The organism is Aneurinibacillus soli (genome assembly GCF_002355375.1).
GTDB classification, from domain to species: Bacteria; Bacillota; Bacilli; order Aneurinibacillales; family Aneurinibacillaceae; genus Aneurinibacillus; species Aneurinibacillus soli.
This window is the reverse complement of record NZ_AP017312.1, coordinates 2,995,782-3,014,594: the sequence shown is the minus strand read 5'-3', so window position 1 is coordinate 3,014,594 and position 18,813 is coordinate 2,995,782. Positions and strand designations below refer to the sequence as shown.

19 protein-coding genes are annotated in these 18,813 nt (G+C 50.4%); all 19 read left to right on the top strand.

Annotated elements, in window-relative coordinates; translation table 11 throughout:
- Position 1: 1 nt before the first annotated feature.
- Positions 2–736 carry a demethylmenaquinone methyltransferase gene (locus tag CB4_RS15180; RefSeq protein ID WP_096466596.1) on the top strand — a complete coding sequence of 245 codons (735 nt, stop codon included), beginning with the start codon at positions 2–4 and terminating at the stop codon, positions 734–736.
- On the top strand, positions 733–1,596 hold the full coding sequence (locus CB4_RS15175; RefSeq protein WP_096466595.1) for a UbiA-like polyprenyltransferase: 864 nt from the start codon (positions 733–735) through the stop codon (positions 1,594–1,596). The genes CB4_RS15180 and CB4_RS15175 overlap by 4 nt, the downstream gene beginning before the upstream one ends.
- Positions 1,593–2,183, top strand: coding sequence for a UbiX family flavin prenyltransferase (locus CB4_RS15170; protein ID WP_096466594.1), 591 nt, complete (start codon positions 1,593–1,595; stop codon positions 2,181–2,183). The genes CB4_RS15175 and CB4_RS15170 overlap by 4 nt, the downstream gene beginning before the upstream one ends.
- Positions 2,184–2,188: 5 nt before the next feature.
- Positions 2,189–3,043: a menaquinone biosynthetic enzyme MqnA/MqnD family protein gene (locus tag CB4_RS15165; protein ID WP_096466593.1), complete on the top strand. Its 855-nt coding sequence runs from the start codon at positions 2,189–2,191 to the stop codon at positions 3,041–3,043.
- A gap of 38 nt (positions 3,044–3,081) precedes the next feature.
- Positions 3,082–4,038, top strand: coding sequence for a heptaprenyl diphosphate synthase component II (gene hepT / locus CB4_RS15160; protein ID WP_096466592.1), 957 nt, complete (start codon positions 3,082–3,084; stop codon positions 4,036–4,038).
- Positions 4,039–4,141: 103 nt separating this feature from the next.
- Positions 4,142–4,591 carry a nucleoside-diphosphate kinase gene (gene ndk / locus CB4_RS15155; protein WP_096466591.1) on the top strand — a complete coding sequence of 150 codons (450 nt, stop codon included), beginning with the start codon at positions 4,142–4,144 and terminating at the stop codon, positions 4,589–4,591.
- A gap of 143 nt (positions 4,592–4,734) precedes the next feature.
- Entirely contained in the window at positions 4,735–5,511 is a 777-nt protein-coding gene (locus CB4_RS15150) for a CheR family methyltransferase (RefSeq protein WP_096466590.1), read from the top strand.
- 681 nt (positions 5,512–6,192) lie between these two features.
- Complete coding sequence (gene aroC, locus CB4_RS15140; RefSeq protein WP_096466588.1) at positions 6,193–7,359, top strand: chorismate synthase; 1,167 nt, start codon at positions 6,193–6,195, stop codon at positions 7,357–7,359.
- 3 nt (positions 7,360–7,362) lie between these two features.
- On the top strand, positions 7,363–8,463 hold the full coding sequence (gene aroB, locus CB4_RS15135) for a 3-dehydroquinate synthase (protein ID WP_096466587.1): 1,101 nt from the start codon (positions 7,363–7,365) through the stop codon (positions 8,461–8,463).
- Complete coding sequence (gene aroH, locus CB4_RS15130) at positions 8,463–8,837, top strand: chorismate mutase (RefSeq protein ID WP_096466586.1); 375 nt, start codon at positions 8,463–8,465, stop codon at positions 8,835–8,837. The genes aroB and aroH overlap by 1 nt, the downstream gene beginning before the upstream one ends.
- Positions 8,838–9,104: 267 nt before the next feature.
- Complete coding sequence (trpE, locus tag CB4_RS15125) at positions 9,105–10,622, top strand: anthranilate synthase component I (protein WP_096466585.1); 1,518 nt, start codon at positions 9,105–9,107, stop codon at positions 10,620–10,622.
- The gene (trpD, locus tag CB4_RS15120) at positions 10,615–11,640 is read left to right on the top strand and encodes an anthranilate phosphoribosyltransferase (RefSeq protein WP_096466584.1); all 1,026 of its coding nucleotides are present in this window, start codon (positions 10,615–10,617) and stop codon (positions 11,638–11,640) included. Before trpE ends, trpD begins: the two co-directional genes overlap by 8 nt.
- Positions 11,630–12,445: an indole-3-glycerol phosphate synthase TrpC gene (gene trpC / locus CB4_RS15115; protein WP_096466583.1), complete on the top strand. Its 816-nt coding sequence runs from the start codon at positions 11,630–11,632 to the stop codon at positions 12,443–12,445. Before trpD ends, trpC begins: the two co-directional genes overlap by 11 nt.
- Entirely contained in the window at positions 12,442–13,113 is a 672-nt protein-coding gene (locus CB4_RS15110; RefSeq protein ID WP_231956032.1) for a phosphoribosylanthranilate isomerase, read from the top strand. Before trpC ends, CB4_RS15110 begins: the two co-directional genes overlap by 4 nt.
- Positions 13,091–14,296 (top strand): tryptophan synthase subunit beta, encoded by a 1,206-nt coding sequence (gene trpB, locus CB4_RS15105; protein WP_096466582.1) that lies wholly within the window; start codon positions 13,091–13,093, stop codon positions 14,294–14,296. The genes CB4_RS15110 and trpB overlap by 23 nt, the downstream gene beginning before the upstream one ends.
- A gap of 2 nt (positions 14,297–14,298) precedes the next feature.
- Positions 14,299–15,123 carry a tryptophan synthase subunit alpha gene (gene trpA / locus CB4_RS15100; protein ID WP_096467772.1) on the top strand — a complete coding sequence of 275 codons (825 nt, stop codon included), beginning with the start codon at positions 14,299–14,301 and terminating at the stop codon, positions 15,121–15,123.
- A gap of 38 nt (positions 15,124–15,161) precedes the next feature.
- Entirely contained in the window at positions 15,162–16,235 is a 1,074-nt protein-coding gene (gene hisC, locus CB4_RS15095; protein ID WP_096466581.1) for a histidinol-phosphate transaminase, read from the top strand.
- A 19-nt stretch (positions 16,236–16,254) separates the two neighbouring features.
- A complete protein-coding gene (locus CB4_RS15090; RefSeq protein ID WP_096466580.1) occupies positions 16,255–17,352 on the top strand; it encodes a prephenate dehydrogenase in 1,098 nt (365 codons plus the stop codon).
- Positions 17,353–17,363: 11 nt separating this feature from the next.
- On the top strand, positions 17,364–18,659 hold the full coding sequence (gene aroA / locus CB4_RS15085) for a 3-phosphoshikimate 1-carboxyvinyltransferase (protein ID WP_096466579.1): 1,296 nt from the start codon (positions 17,364–17,366) through the stop codon (positions 18,657–18,659).
- The last annotated feature ends 154 nt before the right edge of the window (positions 18,660–18,813 follow it).

Sequence of the window (18,813 nt, the reverse complement as noted above, 5' to 3'; positions counted from 1 at the left end):
CATGCAGGAGAACTTGCAGGGAGACAAGAAGGCGGAATATGTTCACTCCGTATTTGAATCGATTGCAAAAGAATATGACCGGATGAATTCCGTGATCAGTTTTGGACGGCACGTTGCTTGGCGCGAATACACAAACAAGCGCATGGGTGTGTCAACGGGTGAAAAAGCAATTGACTTGTGCTGTGGCACATGTGATTGGACGATCAGTCTGGCCGAAGCGATCGGACCGACAGGAGAGGTGGTCGGGCTTGATTTTAGCCAGAACATGCTCGATGTTGGCGCGCAAAAAATAAAAACGAAGCAGTTAGACCAGATTACACTCGTCAATGGAGATGCGATGAGCATTCCGTATCCGGACAATACATTTGATTATGCAACAATCGGGTTTGCACTGCGTAATGTGCCCGATTACAAGCAGGTAATCCGTGAAATGATGCGGGTCGTGAAACCAGGGGGACAAGTTGTCTCGCTTGAGGTGAGCAAACCACCATTTGCCCCATATCGGAAACTTTTTTATTTTTATTTTTATAATATTCTTCCGTTTGTTGCTCGCATGACGGTGAATAAGTATGAAGAGTATAACTGGCTGCCGAATTCGCTGACGAACTTTCCGGACAGCCGCAAGCTTGCCGACGCATTCCGTGAAGTCGGGCTTGTGAATGTGGAGACGAAGTTGTTCGTGGGCGGGGTATCTGCCCTGCACATTGGACATAAGGAGCGGGTGAGCGAATCATGAACAAGTTACGAATTATCCTTGAGATGATTAAATTTGAACATACACTTTTCGCGCTTCCGTTTGCCTTTATGGGAGCTGTACTCGGTAGTTTTGTCGTGAATGGAACATGGCCGACTTGGGCACAGATTTTTTGGGTGATTCTTGCGATGGTTGGTGCGCGGAGCGCAGCGATGGCGCTGAACCGTTTGATTGATTACAAGTTTGATGGAGAGAACCCGCGTACCGTAATGCGTGCGATCCCTGCTGGGTTGCTGCAGAAGAAAGAAGTGGTTCTTTTTGTTGTGGCATCTTTTGTGTTGTTGTTTGTAGCGGCTTCTCAGCTGAACATGCTAGCGGTAAAATTGTTGCCGATTGCGGTCTTTTTCCTTGTGTTTTATTCGTATACCAAACGATTTACCTGGTTGTGCCATATCGTGCTGGGCATTGCCATTGGACTTGCGCCACTAGGCGGCTGGGTCGCGACGACAGGTCGGGTGGACTGGATGGGGATTCTCCTATTTGTATCCGTCGCACTCTGGACAGCAGGCTTTGATGTGATTTATGCATGCCAGGATGCGGAGTTTGACCGCAAACGCGGGCTGTATTCCATTCCTGGTTACTTCGGGATTGCCCGTGCACTGAAATTGGCGCGTCTATTCCATATTCTTACGATGATCGGGTTTGTTGCCCTTTATTTTGCAACAGGACTTCATGTGTGGTTTGCGCTTGGACTTGTAATTGCCGCACTTATTCTTATTTATGAGCATCGTCTCGTCTCACCGCATGACCTGTCAAAACTGAACACGGCGTTCTTTACGATGAATGGGGTGCTAAGCGTAGTTGTTTTTGCGTTCACGATGCTTGATTTGGTGATGAGATGAGAAAGATTTTTGTTGTTGGAATTACAGGTGCAAGCGGTGCTGTGTACGGTATTAGGTTGACACAGGAACTTTTGCGTCATGATTATAAAGTGCACCTCATTGTGACCGAAGCAGGCTGGCAAGTATTCCATGAGGAACTTGGCTTTGATACGACAGATCGGGAACGTATACTTGCTGAGCAGTTTCCGACAGAAGCGGGTGAGCTGCATTACCACACACTGCGGGATTTCACCGCGCCGGTGGCAAGTGGTTCATATCGGAGCGACGCGATGGTCATCGTGCCATGTTCAATGGGCACACTATCTGGCATCGCGCATGGCGCATCCGGGAATCTGCTGGAACGTACAGCTGACGTTATGCTCAAAGAAGGCAAGAAACTGGTCATTGTGCCGCGTGAAACACCGCTTAATGTGATTCAGCTCGAGAATATGACGAAGCTGGCGCAGGTAGGAGCGCACATCGTACCGGCGATGCCGGGATATTATCACAAGCCGCAGACGATGGATGATCTGGTTAATTTTATGGTTGGCAAAATTTTGGACACATTGGACGTGCCACATGACTTATTTCGCCGCTGGGGAGAGTGAGCTTCATGACAGGTATGAGAATTAGCAAGATTTCATTTACAAATATTCGTCCTATTTATCATTTTTTTCGGTTGGATGAATTCGGAGACAATCAGGTAGAACTTATCCCGCAGGTGCCATCGCAGCTAAATAAAGGTATGGCAGAGGGGACGATTGATGCGGGGCCGGTTTCATCTTTTGAATATGGACGTAATTATAAAGCGTATGAAGTGTTGCCGGATTTGTCGATTAGTTCACACGGTCCGGTTGGCTCGATCTTTTTGTTCACAAAGCGGCCCCTTGCCGATTTGCATGAACCACATATTGCATTGACTGACACATCGGCAACCTCGGTGAATTTGCTGCGAATTATTCTGCAGACATTCGAAGGCATGAATCCGGTGTATACGACGATGGCTTCAAATCTGGAAGTGATGATGAGTCAGGCGGATGGAGCGCTTCTGATCGGGGATGATGCGTTGCTGGCATCGTGGAATAACCCGGGGTATTATATGTATGACCTGGGTGAGATGTGGTATCGGCATACGGGCATGTGGATGACGTATGCCGTATGGGCGGTACGTCGGGAAACGGCACACCAGAAGCCGGAACTTCTCCGTCGTGTGCATCATGAATTTTTACACAGTAAGAAAAAAGGACTGGCCGAACTGGATGAAGTGATCCGCCAGGTGAAAGAGGAGTTCGGTGGAACTGAACCATTTTGGAAGAAGTATTATGCCGGGCATTTGTCTTATAATTTTACGACAGAACATAAAAAAGGTCTGGAATATTACTATGCGTGTGCGGCTGATCTTGGTCTGCTGGCAGAGCCTGCAAAAGTAGAAGTGTGGGACCCAGATTCGGCCCAGCCGGCTGTGTAGCGCGCATAGGCAATACAGTACGGGTTGGGTGGAGCGTAATGAAACTAGCAGATATATTTTTTCCGTTTCGAGCGGATATGAACAAAATCGAACGTGAGCTGGACCGTGCAATTGATACAGCCGAGCCTGTACTGCAAAAGACGGCCAGCCATCTGCTCAAAGCAGGGGGGAAACGGATCCGCCCTGTCTTTGTGCTTCTTGGTGGGAAGTTCGGTGCGTATGACATTGAACGGTTAAAATATGTGGCGGTGCCGCTTGAACTCATTCATATGGCGTCTCTTGTGCATGATGATGTCATTGATGATGCAGAATTGCGCCGTGGCAAGCCGACCGTAAAAGCGAAATGGGACAATAAGATTGCGATGTATACCGGGGACTATATTTTTGCCCGGGCGCTTATGATTGCAGCTGAGCTGACTGACCCACGCATTCACCGCATTCTGTCGCGGGCGATTGTGGAGATGAGCATCGGGGAAATTGAACAGATTCGAGATTTTAATAATTGGGATCAAGGTCTGCGTCATTATTTGCGCCGTATTCGACGTAAGACAGCCCTGCTAATCGCAGTCAGCTGCCAACTCGGAGCGATTGCTACGGGTGCGCCAGATTCAGCTGTACGTAGTCTGTACTTATATGGCTACAATGTCGGGATGGCGTTCCAAATTACAGATGACATTCTCGATTTTACCGGCGATGAGAAAACGCTTGGCAAGCCGGCAGGAAGCGACCTGCGGCAGGGAAACATTACACTTCCAGCACTTTATATGCATAAGCAGAGTACGCATGCGGATGAGTTCCATCGTCTGGCAGAAGATCCCGCGCAGATCGAGCGAGTGATTGAATTTGTCCGTAATGGGGAAGGGCTTGCGTTTACACAGCGTCTGGCCGAGCGTTACCTTGATCGGGCACTAGCAGCGCTTGACGGGCTTCCGGCCGGGCGTGATCGGGACGCACTGGGCAAGATTGCTCGCTTTATTGGTGAACGTAAATTTTGACAAGCTTGCAAAGTGCCTGTATTTTTGCTAAAATTTTCGATGCGTGCATATGTGCATGATACATAATTCATGGGTTTACAAAACAATTGGAGGTTTGGTATATATGGCAAAGCAACGTACATTTATTATGGCAAAGCCGGATGCAGTTCAACGTAATCTGATCGGCGAAATTATGAATCGATTCGAGCGTAAAGGTTTTCACCTGATTGGTGCGAAACTGATGAACGTGCCACGTGAACTGGCAGAAGAGCATTATGCAGAGCATAACGCAAAGCCGTTCTTTGGTGAACTCGTTGATTTCATCACATCCGGTGCGGTATTCGCAATGGTATGGGAAGGCGAGAATGTAATCGCGACAGCTCGTAACATGATGGGCAAAACAAATCCAGCTGAAGCAGCACCAGGCACAATCCGTGGTGATTTTGGTATCAGCATGGGCATGAACATCATTCACGGTTCTGATGCACCAGAAACAGCTGAGCGCGAAATCAGCCTCTGGTTCAATCAAGCAGATCTGCATGAATACGAAAAAACAATTAACAAATGGATCTAGTTATCTGCTTGTAGAAAAGGCTCCCATCACGGGAGCTTTTTTTTGTAGGTAAACAGCAGGAAAAAAGACATAGTTGCCGAATGAAATAGTTTGGGAGAAAAATGAAAACCAGCAAGTGAAACAGGATAAGGGGATATCATAGGATGGAAGATCGTGATTTTGTACAATTTATCGCCAATGTCAAACGGAAAACCGGAATTGACTTAGCGCTTTATAAAGAGGCGCAAATGAAGCGTCGCCTCACCTCACTGCGCGTAAAGCGCGGCTATAATAGCTTCGATGCGTTTTTTGAAGGCATGATGAAAAACCAGGAGTTGTTTGATGAGTTTCTTGACCGCATGACGATTAACGTGTCTGAGTTTTTCCGTAATCCGAGCCGCTGGCAGGTGCTAGAATCGAAAATCATTCCGCGTCTACAAAAGGAAAAAGGCAAGGTTAAGTGCTGGAGTGCTGCCTGCTCCACCGGCGAAGAGCCGTACTCGCTTGCGATGCTGCTATCCAAATTCATGCCGCTGCACGAAATTGATATTCAGGCAACGGATCTTGATGAAGGTGCCATTGCGAAAGCGAAGCGGGGGATTTATACCGATCGTTCCTTACAGGATGCACCGAAAGACCTGGTGGCTAAATACTTCCGCAAAGATGGCGTCATGTATGAAATATCAGACGACATCAAGCGCTTGATCAAGTTCAAGCGCCACAACATGCTGGCAGATTCTTTCGACCATAATTTTGATCTCATCATTTGCCGCAACGTGATGATTTATTTCACAGAGGAAGCGAAAAACGAACTGTATCACAAATTCGCTGCCGCTCTTCGCCCGGGTGGTGTGCTGTTCGTCGGCAGCACCGAGCAGATCTTCCAGCCGCAACAGTATGGTTTTGAGCCGGAAGACACTTTCTTCTATCGCAAAATGTAGCGTGTGGTTAACCTCGTGCTTTTCGGAGCACGGGTTTTTTTGTTTGTGTGGAATCGTAACTTTGGTGGTGGGAGGAAGAGAAGAGGGAAGCCGTTCGCTTCGGTACGCTTGGCAGGGATGTGTAGGCTGGCCGCTTCAGGAGCCCGGCGAACGTGCCCGCAAAAGATTCCCACGATGTTTTTTCGCGGAAGCATTGCGGGCAAAGACCCGTTCGCCGTTCTCCTTCCGCTGGGGAACAAGCGTACAGGCGCTCTCTTGCTTCCCTCTTCTCTCCTCCCAAACGAAGTTGGAATTCACAAAATAAAAAAGCTACAAAGGCTGTGCTTGATGGTGAGTTGCACAAAGTTGATTGAGAGCGTGGGAAGGGATGGACATAGAACGCTTTTACGCGAATTCCTAGCGGAAGGGGACGGGTGAACGGGCTTTTGCCCACAATACTTCGCTGAATTTCTTCTTCGCTCCCTTTTTGTGGGCGAGTTCGCCTGTCACCTGAAGCGGCCAGTTATATTTTCTACGCAAGCGTAATGAAGTGATAGGCTCATCCCTTCCCACGCTCTCCCACTACACTTTGTGCAGCCACAAATCATCAAGCCAGTTCCCTTTTTTCCAGCTCGACACTATGATTTTTCCCGCCGCTATACTATAATAGCTTTTAAAAATAAGTAAGGTTGGAGGAAGAACATGCGTTATTTGACATCAGGGGAATCACACGGTCCTCAATTGACGGCCATCATCGAAGGTGTTCCTGCAAACGTTCCCCTTTCGATTGAAAAAATTAACGAGCAATTGCTGCGCCGTATGAAAGGACACGGACGCGGTCGCCGTATGCAGATTGAAAAAGATCAGGTGCAGATTGCAGCCGGTGTACGTCATGGAAAAACAACAGGCGCACCAATCTGCCTGGTTGTCGAAAATAAAGACTGGGCACACTGGGAAAAAATCATGAGCCCGTCTCCGGTTAATCCAGATGAATACGAAGAAAAACGGCGCGTAGCACGTCCGCGTCCGGGACATGCTGACCTCAACGGTGCGTTGAAATACAACCAGCGAGACATGCGCAACATCCTGGAACGTTCCAGTGCGCGGGAAACAGCAATTCGCGTAGCGGTCGGTGCTGTAGCTCGCCAATTGTTAGAACAGTTTGATATTACAATCGGTGGACATGTGCTGCGGATTGGCGAAGTGGAAGCGAAGCCGGTGCAAGTAAGCATGGATGAATTAATCCAGATTACAGAGGAGTCTCCGGTACGTTGTCTTGATGCAGAAGCGGGCCAGCGCATGATGGATCTAATTGATAAGGCAAAAGCAGACGGTGATTCACTTGGCGGCATCGTCGAAGTAATCGCAGACGGGCTGCCGATCGGACTTGGTTCGCATGTGCAGTGGGATCGCAAGCTCGATGGACGCCTTGCGCAGGCGATGATGAGTATTCAGGCGTTTAAAGGTGTAGAGATTGGCATTGGATTCGAAGCAGCGGCACGTCCGGGCTCGCAAGTGCATGATGAGATTGTTCTCGACGAGCAAAAGGGATATGCACGCAGCACGAATCGTGCGGGTGGCCTTGAAGGCGGCATGACAAATGGAATGCCGGTTGTCGTGCGCGGTGTGATGAAGCCGATCCCAACGCTGTATAAGCCGCTGAAAAGCGTGGATATCGATACGAAAGAAACATTCGAAGCGACAATTGAGCGCTCTGATAGCTGTGCCGTACCGGCGGCAAGCGTGGTGGCAGAAGCTGTGGTTAGCTTTACGCTGGCGGATGCACTGTGCGAGAAATTTGGTTCTGATTCGCTAGAAGAGATGAAAGCGAACTATGCTGCTTATTTGTCGCACATAAAGGAGTTTTAAGACATGAAGTGTCTGACGGTAGAACTTGGAGAGCGTTCATATCCGATCTGGATCGGACCAGGTGTGCGGCAGAAGCTTGCCGATCTGCTGCAACAAGCAGGCATCGCACCGGGGCGTAAACTGTTTGTCGTAACGGATCAAAATATCGCGCCGCTGTATCTAGAAGATACAGTGCAGCTGTTAACGGAGGGCGGCTATGCCGTCCACCATTTTATCGTTCCGGCAGGAGAAGAAGCGAAAAGTCTGGCAATCTATGAGCAGATTATGACAGAGGCGCTTACAATAGGATTAGACCGCAAATCCGCCTTCCTAGCACTTGGAGGCGGGGTCGTTGGTGACCTTACGGGCTTTGCTGCGGCAACGTACATGCGCGGTGTCGCGTTTGTGCAGGTGCCAACCACGTTGCTTGCCCATGATAGCAGTGTCGGGGGCAAAGTGGCCGTGAATCATCCACTCGGCAAAAATATTATTGGTGCGTTCCACCAGCCGAAGCTCGTCGCGTATGATACAAATGCGCTGACCACACTTCCACCGCGTGAAGTAGCGTCTGGATTCGCAGAAGTGATCAAGCACGGCTTGATCTGGGATGCGTCGTTTGTGACATGGCTTGAGGAGAATGCCGATGGCTTACAGGCGTTCGACCATGAACTGCTGCAGGCAGCCTTGCTTCGTGCTTGCAGTGTGAAGGTTGCCGTCGTATCACAGGATGAGCGTGAACAGGGACTACGCGCTATTTTGAATCTTGGTCATACGTTCGGTCACGCGTTTGAAGCACTGACCGGGTATAAGGGCATTAATCATGGCGAAGCAGTTGCGATCGGTATGGTCGCTGCTGCCCGCCTTGCAGAACGTCTGGGGCTTGCCGAGAATATAAGTGAGCGCACTGTACGTGTGCTGCGTCAATATCGCCTTCCGGTTGCGCTTCCGGTTCCGCTTGATGTGGACGAGATGCTTGATGTAATGCGCCGCGACAAGAAAGGCGAGGGCGGTAAGCTTGTATTTGTATTGCCAACCGCGATTGGGAAAGTTGATATTTATAAAAACATAGAAGAAGAACCGGTGCGCGCTGTGCTCGCCGAACTGTATGAAGGAGGAGAAGCGTAATGGCAGTACGTGGAATACGCGGCGCGATTACAGTCGATGCGAATGAAGAGAGTAGTATTTTGGCTGCGACAGGCCAGTTAATGCATGAATTGATTGCGGTCAATGAATTGCATGCAGATGATGTGGCTAGTGTGATCATCACCGTCACGCATGATCTGGATGCGGCATTTCCGGCACGAGCAATACGCGCAATTGAAGGATGGGACCTTGTGCCGCTTCTTTGCTCGAACGAGATTCCCGTTCCCGGAAGTCTCGCCAAGTGCGTTCGTGTGATGATGTTGGTAAACACGGAAAAGTCTATTCATGAGGTGCGTCATGTATTTCTTGGAGGCGCTGCGGCTCTGAGACCGGACTTGCGTGCCGAAGCAAAATAGTAATTGACAGCAATAGGTAAGAACGTTTATGCTTAGTACCAGTTAAGTGAGCAGTATGGTTAGCGTTTAGTTGAGAGCAAGTTGAGAGCGATAGATGAGGAAGTAGTAGAAGAGAAGAGTTGAGCGGAGAGGCGACCGTCTGTTTACGTATGAACGGAACAGATTGAAGGTCCGGAGTATGCGCTCCGGGCCTTTTTGTATACAGTTTTATAGGTTTCCCTCTTTACTCCTCTTTTTCTGAATAAACGGAAAAGGAGAGGTTCCCCTATGTATACCCCATCTTTTGAAGAGGTGCTGCACCATGGCAGTACGTACAATGTTATTCCCATTCGCTATTCATTTCTCGCCGATCAGGCGACCCCCATTCAGTTATATGAAACCGTGCGTAAGCCGGATTCGTTTTTGCTAGAGAGTGTGGAAGGCGGCACGCGCTGGGCACGCTATTCGTTTATTGGTCTGAACCCGTTTTTAAAATGCCGGGTGCGGGATGGTGCGCTGCATGTGTATCGTCGAGGCGAAGTCGGCACAGTATATCCAGGCAATCCTGTTGAGGAGCTGCGCACGCTCATTGATCAGTTCCGCAGCCCACGACTTGCTGATATGCCTCCTTTCACCGGGGGAGCGGTTGGGTTTCTCGGCTATGATACGCTCCAGTTTGTCGAGGCATTGCCGAAAGTAGCCCATGACGAATTAGCACTTGATACGATGAATTTGCTGTTCGTTGATGAAGTCATCGCGTATGATCATGTGCGCCAGGAAGTAAGCGTGATTGTTAATCTGCTTGTGCCAGATAACGCACAGGAGGCAGAACTTCAGACGGCATACATAGGTGTATGCAGCCGAATTGAACGGATTGTGAAGCGCTTGACTGCTTCTTCTACTCGACTTTCTCACATGGGTCCGATCCCGCGAGAAGGGGCGGCGCTGTCGATTACAAGTAACATGACGAAAGAGCAGTTCATAGACCGGGTGCAGCGAGCCCAAGAATATATCGCAGCAGGGGATATTTTTCAAGTCGTGTTATCTCAGCGGTTTGCGGCACCGTCAGAGGCAGATCCATTGCTCGTTTACCGGATTCTTCGCCTGACGAATCCGTCGCCGTATATGTATTATTTTGAAGCAGAAGGAACGTCCGTTGTTGGTACATCACCCGAGTTGCTTGTGAAAGTGACGGGTGACAAAGTCGAAACCCGTCCGATCGCTGGGACGCGGCCACGCGGCAAAAACGAAGCAGAAGATGCCGCACTTACGGCTGATATGCTTGCGGATCAGAAGGAACTGGCCGAGCATCTTATGCTGCTTGACCTTGGGCGCAATGACGTTGGGCGCGTTGCAAGTTATGGCAGCGTGCAGGTCACACAGCAGATGGAAGTAGAGTATTATTCACGCGTTATGCATATCGTATCGCACGTATGTGGAGAGCTTGCTTCCGATAAAGAGCCGTTCGATGCACTCTTGTCTTGCTTCCCGGCAGGGACGGTATCCGGTTCGCCGAAGCTTCGAGCGATGGAAATTATTGCGGAGCTGGAAGGAGAGGCACGCGGTTTTTATGCGGGAGCGGTTGGGTATTTTAGCTTCTGTGGCAATTTAGATTCGTGCATTACAATTCGTACGATTGTATGCAAAGACGGGATGGCGTACGTGCAGGCGGGAGCAGGCATTGTGGCTGATTCCGTACCAGAGAGTGAATATGAAGAGACGAGAAATAAGGCGCAGGCGATGTTTCATGCGTTAGCGCTAGCTGAGAAAATGACGAGTTTAGAGGAGATGAGAAGTCATGATTAAGCAAGTGTTGGAGCAAGTGATGAGAGGAGAGTCGTTATCGAGTACGAACGCACAGGTAGCGATGGAGAGCATTATGAGCGGTGAGGTGCCACCTGCTCGCATTGCGGCTTTTTTAACAGCGTTGCGGATCAAAGGTGAGACCGTGAGTGAAATTATTGGATTTGCGCGGGCAATGCGTGGCAAAGCGATTTCATTTCCAAATATGGGCGAAGGGCTAGTCGATACGTGTGGGACAGGAGGAGACGGCGGCATTTCTTTTAACATTTCCACGGCGGCGGCTCTTGTAGCAGCAGCAGGCGGCGCACGTGTTGCCAAGCATGGTAATCGGGCGGTATCAAGCAAAAGCGGCAGTGCTGATGTGCTTGAAGCACTCGGCGTCACGATTACCGGGACACCGGAGGCGGCAGCAGAGTGCTTGAAGAAAACAGATGTATGCTTTTTATTCGCACCCACTTATCATACGGCGATGAAATACGCAGCGGGCGTCCGGCGGGAGCTTGGCATTCGTACGGTATTTAACTTACTTGGTCCTCTGACAAATCCGGCAGGAGCGGATCGGCAGCTGATGGGGGTATATGATAGACAGATGGGAGAAAGCGCGGCACGTGCTCTATGCGAACTTGGTGTTCAACATGCGCTTGTTGTAACGGGAGCGGATGGACTGGATGAGATTAGCATTAGCGGCCCTACCCATGTGGTCGAAGTGTCTGGTGGCGAGGTTATCTCACGCATCATCCATCCAGAAGAATTCGGACTTCCGGTGTATCCGATAGAGGCAGTCGCGGGTGGAGGTGCTAAAGCCAATGCGGAGATTATTCAACGCATACTGGCAGGCGAGCGTGGAGCGTACCGTGATATTGTTGTGCTGAATGCCGGAGCGGCTCTGTATGTAAGCAACCGTGCCGCATCCATTCACGAAGGCGTAGCGCTTGCGAGTGAGCTGCTTGATTCTGGACGGGTACAGCAAAAGCTGGAACAGATCATTCAAGTAACAGGAGGAGTTAGCCATGCTTCGTAAAATTACAGCGAGAAAACAAGAAGAAGTGATACAGCGTAAACAGGAAACACCGCAGGCGGAGCTGGAGCGAATCATTGCGATTCAACCGCCGTGTCGGTCGATGAAAGCGCGGTTTACAGGGCGAACTCGTGCGGTCGGGGTCATTGCGGAAGTGAAAAAAGCATCGCCATCTAAAGGGCTGATTCGTCCGGACTTCGATCCACTTACCATTGCGCGTGCATATACAGAAGCGGACGTTGAGGCGATGTCTGTGCTGACAGATGAAGATTTTTTTCAGGGACACTTGTCGTATTTGCGCCGCATCCGGGAGGAAGTGGCGCATGCAACACCACTTTTGCGCAAAGATTTTCACATTGACCCGTTCCAGCTGTACGAAGCGCGAGCGAATGGGGCGGATGCGGTGCTGTTAATTGCTGCGATTCTAACGCGTACCGAGATGATTGAGATGACAGAAGAAGCGCGGGCGCTCGGGATGGAAGTGTTGGTAGAAGTGCATACTGCGTCTGAATTGGATACAGTGCTTGGGGCGATCGAACCGGATTTACTCGGTGTGAATAACCGGGATTTGCGAACATTTACGACCTCTCTTACGACGACGTTTGATCTGCTCTCTGATATTCCAGATTCGATTGTAAAGATTAGTGAGTCGGGGATTTATGCGCCCGAGCAAATTGCTGAGCTGGCAGCGTCCGGCGTAGACGGTGTGCTGGTGGGAGAGCATTTTATGCGTCAAGCTGATGTGACACAGGCGGTTATAAGCCTGGTCGGTCAGACACAATCCCGTGTGGGGGCAGACGGACTGTGAAAGCAAAGCTGAAAATTTGTGGCATTACAGAAGAAGACACTCTCCAGCAAATGGCGGCAGAACGGCTTGTACCGGATCAGATCGGATTCGTCTTCGCGCCGAGCCGCCGCCGGATTGAACCGGAACAGTGGGGTGCACTTGCCAGTCATATTCCGGCAGGTGCTAAGGCAGCGGGTGTGTTCGTCAATCCTTCTCTAGAAGAAATCGATGCTGTATTTCGTGAACAGCCGCTTGCGATTGTACAACTGCATGGCATGGAGTCGGCTGCTTTCTGCAAGGCTGTCAAAGACAAATTTCACTGCCGTATTACAAAAGCGGTCGGACTGTCTATGGAAGGGAAAGACGACATCGCAGAGCTTGCACCATACAGTGAGATCATTGATATGTTGCTGCTGGATACGGCCATACCCGGACAGTCAGGTGGCACAGGTCGAACTTTTGACTGGGAGCGCATCGCACCGTATCGTAGCTGGTGCCATGAGCACGGGGTCGAACTGTTCGTGGCAGGGGGCATTCATGCAGGCAATGCAGTCGAATTGCTTGCTGGGCACAAGCCGGACGGTATTGACCTCTCCAGTGGGGTAGAGACAGATGGACGGAAGGATCTGAACAAAATTCGCACGTTGATCGAAAGGATGAACGCATATGAACACAGAGACAGTTTATAAAAGTAAAGGCCGATTCGGCGCACACGGTGGCCGCTATGTGCCAGAAACACTTGTGAATGCACTTGATGAGCTGGAAGTAGCATATCAGGAAGCGATAGGTGACCCGGCATTTCTCGAAGAATTGCAGTATTTGTTGCGTGAATATTCGGGACGTCCGACTCCGCTTTATTACGCGGAGCGGCTGACGGAGAAACTTGGGGGCGCGCGCATTTATTTGAAGCGGGAAGATTTGAACCATACGGGCGCACACAAAATTAACAATGCGCTTGCACAGGGCCTACTGGCAAAGCGGATGGGGAAAACCGAGATTATCGCGGAGACAGGAGCGGGTCAACATGGTGTTGCATCTGCGACCGTCGCAGCGCGTCTTGGGCTGTCATGCAAAGTATACATGGGCGAAGAAGACATGAGACGTCAACAGCTCAATGTATTCCGCATGCAGCTGCTTGGAGCCGAAGTTGTGCCGGTTACATCGGGAACGGGCACATTGAAGGATGCAACAAGTGAAGCGATTCGCTCCTGGGTAAGTACAGTGGACCGGACGTTTTATGTGATTGGCTCGGTTGTGGGACCGCATCCGTATCCGCAGATGGTGCGTGACTTTCAGCGGGTGATTGGAGACGAGACACGCGAGCAGATCATGCGTGTAGAAGAGCGACTACCGGATTACATTGTCGCTTGTGTGGGCGGCGGCAGTAATGCGATGGGAATGTTCTATCCATTCCTGAATGATGCCGATGTAAAGTTGATTGGTGTCGAAGCGGCCGGGCAGGGGGTAGACACAGAGAAGCATGCGGCGACCATCGCCAAAGGCAGCCGAGGCGTGTTGCACGGCATGATGACGTATTTGTTGCAGGATGAGAACGGGCAGATCATCGAGCCATATTCCGTATCGGCAGGGCTTGACTATCCGGGTGTCGGACCGGAACATGCACATTTGCACGACAGTGGTCGGGCATCGTATCATGCGGTAACCGATATAGAAGCGCTTGATGCACTCCGTCTGTTATGTACGACCGAAGGGATTATCCCGGCGCTTGAGAGTGCGCATGCGATTGCGGAAGTAGTGAAGCTTGCTCCTACACTAAGCACAGATACAGTACTCGTTGTCTGCCTGTCTGGGCGCGGAGATAAAGATGTCACACAGATTTATGAACGAGAAGAAGGGGGCGCACAGTTATGAGCATGAATACGACAGCCGGGCACGGTGCGGCGCGAATCGCAGCCGCATTTCACGCTGGAAAACCGGCATTTATCCCATTTATGACGGCCGGTTATCCAGCACCAGAGTATACCGTTGACCTTGCTTTGGCTCTTCAGGAGGCGGGCGCTTCGATTCTTGAGCTTGGGGTACCATATTCCGACCCACTCGCGGACGGTCCAACGATTCAGAACGCGTCTGCACAGGCGCTCGCCCACGGTGTAACGATGGAACGTGCGCTTGAACTGGCGCGTGACATGCGTAAGGCCGGGGTGTACATTCCAGTCATTTTGTTTACGTACATCAATCCGGTGCTGCGATTTGGTCCGGAGCGGTTGTATGACGCGATGGAGAAGGCAGAGATTGACGGCATTCTCATCCCGGACCTGCCATTTGAAGAAGCGGAAGAGATCAACGCACTGGGGGGGAAATACGGCCGCCCGCTCATCTCGCTTGTCGCCCCTACGTCCGCGCAGCGGGTACAGATGATTGCCGAGCAGGCACAGGGATTTATCTACTGTGTATCGTCTCTTGGTGTGACAGGGGTACGTAGCGAGCTACGTGAGGACATTACAGATTTCCTGGCAGCTGTGCGGCGTTATGCACACGTGCCAGTAGCAGTTGGATTCGGCATTTCCGCACCCGATCAAGTGGCAGCACTTGCGCCGCACTGTGACGGGGTCATTGTCGGCAGCGCATTGCTGGACACGATTCGCAAGGCAGAGCCGCTGCTCAGTCAGGCAGAGACGAAGCAGGAGGGCCTGGCTGTTGTAAAAAAATTTGTAAAACTTCTGCAATCTGGGGTATGATGAATGAAGCGTAAACTATCTATTTTTGAGGTGAAATTATGATTCCAAAATCCCAGATTGTAACTCTTCCCGTGTATGAACCGGGTAAGCCGATCGAGGATGTGAAGCGTGAACTCGGTCTTACCGAGGTTATTAAGCTCGCATCGAACGAGAATCCGTTCGGCTGTTCGCCAAAAGTAAAAGAAGCGATTACCGCACAACTTGACAGTCTATCAATTTATCCAGATGGTGCCTGCCTGGAGCTGGGTGCGGCTGTTGCGAGCCATTTGAATGTGTCGCAAGAGCAGCTGATGTTCGGCAACGGTTCCGATGAGATTGTTATGCTTATTACTCGTGCGTATTTGCAACCGGGTATGAATACGGTTATGGCAACGCCAACGTTTAGTGTATATAAAACAAATGCGACCATTGAAGGCGCTGATGTCATTGAAGTGCCATGTATTGATGGCGATCATGACCTTGATGGCATGATGGCAAGCATTAACTGGGATACACGCGTACTGTGGATTTGCAATCCGAATAATCCGACAGGTAAAACGATTAACAAAGACAAGCTCACGGCTCTCCTGAAACAAGTGCCGGAACATGTGCTTGTTGTGCTTGATGAAGCATATGTGGAGTATGTGAAAGACGCTGATTTCCCGAATGCGCTTGAACTGATAAAAGAACATAAAAATCTGATCGTTCTTCGTACATTCTCCAAAATTTACGGTATCGCGGCCCTTCGTGTTGGATACGGACTGGCAGATGAGAGCATAATTGATAAGCTCAATCGTGTGCGTGAACCGTTTAATGTGAACAGTCTGGCGCAAAAAGCAGCGCTTGCGGCTCTGGCCGATCAGGAGTTCGTGGCCAAATGCAAGCAGGCGAATACAGAAGGACTGGCGCAAGTGTATGCGGCACTTGATGAGATTGGGCTTGCCTACTATCCATCAGAGACGAACTTCGTATATATTTTACCGGAGCGGAATCCACGTGAGATTTTTGAGGCGATGATGAGCAAGGGCGTGATTATTCGGGCGTTCCCGCAGGCAATTCGAGTAACGATTGGTAGCCGGGATGAGAACGAAAAAATGATCGCAGCGCTTAAATCTGTTCTCACACCGGTATAGGATAGAGGAGAGGCATGCAATGACAGAGGTAGCAATTCTCGGGGTGGGGCTAATTGGCGGTTCGTTAGCCCTCTCTCTTAAAAAAAATAAAGACGTACATATTACAGGCTTTGATGTAGTCGAAGATAATTTGCGGATGGCGCTGTCACTCGGCGTGCTGGATCGGGGAACGAATCAGCTGGCTGAGGCAGTGGCGGAAGCAGATTTTATTTTTTTATGTGCACCTGTAGGGAAGTTGCAGGAGTTGATTTCGTTCTTGCGTTATACGCCACTTAAACCAGGTGCGGTCATTACCGACACAGGAAGCACGAAAGTAGCGGTGATGGAGCTGTCACACGGCTTTGCACAGCGGGGTGTGCATTTTATCGGGGGACATCCGATGGCAGGCTCGCATAAGTCTGGCGTGGAGGCATCTCATGATCGACTGTTTGAAAATGCGTATTTTGTGCTGACACCTACGGACGGAACGCCTGTGGAAGTCGTAGATGATATGAAAGTACTGCTGGCACCGACAAACGCCAAAGTAGTGGTGATGGATGCACAGAAGCATGATGAAGTCGTTGGGGCGATCAGTCATTTTCCACACATTATCGCGTCTTCTCTTGTAAATCTTGTCGCGAATTGTGAAGATGAGGAAAGCTGGTATCGTAAACTGGCCGCCGGTGGTTTCCGGGATATTACACGTATTGCATCGAGCAATCCGCGAATGTGGCGTGATATTTTGTTAAGCAATCGTCCGGTTATGAAGCAGCTTGCGCAAGATTGGCGCACCGTGCTCGATTCGATGATTGACTTAATTGAGAAAGCAGATGGCCCTGGGATTGAGCAGTTTTTTGCGTCTGCAAGAGCGTATCGGGATGGACTGCCGGAGAAGCAGAAAGGTGCGATTGCCTCGTACTTTGAACTGTATCTTGACATTCCAGACGAGCCGGGTGTCATCGGGAAAGTTACAACGCTTCTCGGCGAACATACGATCAATTTGACCAACGTCCGTATCATGGAGACACGCGAGGATATCCTCGGGGTGCTGCGTCTTTCATTCCGCAGCCAGGAAGATGTGGAGCGGGCGGTTGTGCTCTTGCAGGAGCGTGGCTATACAGTATATCAGAGGGAGTAGGAGGGAAAGACATGCAAACTGTAAAACGTGCCGGGCGTATTCATGGAGATGTACGTGTGCCGGGTGATAAGTCCATTTCACATCGTGCAGTCATGTTTAGTGCGCTGGCGAAAGGTACGACACGGATTGATGGATTTCTCGCGGGTGCGGACTGCTTAAGTACGATTTCGTGTTTTCGTAGACTCGGCATCGACATTGAGCAGAACGGCGAAAATGTAACGGTACAGGGAAAGGGCTGGTTCGGGCTGACAGAGCCGCAGGATATCCTGGATATCGGCAATTCGGGAACGACCATTCGATTGATGATGGGGATTCTTTCCACGCAACCATTTCATAGTGTGCTGATCGGGGATGAATCGATCGCCCGCCGTCCGATGAAGCGGGTAACAGGGCCGCTTCGCCAGATGGGAGCCGATATTGCGGGACGTCAGAATGGCGAATACACGCCGCTGTCTATACGTGGAGGCAAACTGAATGGAGTGGAGTACCACTCTCCTGTAAGCAGCGCACAGGTCAAGTCAGCCGTGCTTTTGGCTGGACTGCAGGCTGAGGGGGAGACCGTTGTATATGAACCCGAATGCTCCCGCGACCATACAGAGCGGATGCTGCGTTCATTCGGGGTAGACATGGAGTCATTCGATGGCGGAGTTCGCGTACGTGGTGGACAGCAGCTTATATCACCGGGAGATGTGCATGTGCCGGGCGATATCTCATCCGCTGCCTTTCTGCTTGCGGCGGCAGCGATTGTGCCAGACAGCCATCTGATGATCCGGAATGTAGGGGTTAATCCGACCCGGACCGGTATCATTGATGTACTCAAGCAGATGGGAGCGAACCTTACCCTGCATAATGAGCGGGAAGTGAATGGGGAGCCAGTAGCAGATATTGAGATCAAGTATGCTCCACTTACAGCGGTGGAAATCGGAGGCTCACTGATTCCGCGCTTGATTGATGAAGTACCTGTCATTGCAGTGCTTGCAACACAAGCGGAAGGCACAACCATCATTCGGGATGCGGCTGAGTTAAAAGTGAAGGAAACGAATCGAATTGATACCGTTGTAGCGGAGCTGCGCAAATTCGGAGCGGGTATTGAACCGACAGAAGACGGGATGCGTATTCAAGGCCGAACTACGCTGTCCGGTGCGGTATGTGACAGCCATGGCGATCATCGCATTGGGATGGCGATGGCGATTGCAGGGCTTGTTGCAGAAGGTACAACAGGGATTACGCAGACGGAAGCGGTAAATGTCTCGTTCCCGGGCTTTTTTGAGCTGATTCAGACCGTTCAGCTTCCGGATGAAAAATAAATATAAACAATATATTGACATTTGCTAGAAACCATATATAATTATTATCATAGTATGGTTTCTCTCCACTCCTATCCATATATGGGAGTATCCCATTCCGCTTTGCACATTGATGCCAAAGCGGTCTTTTTTTTGTTTATTTTTCTCTGAGAAA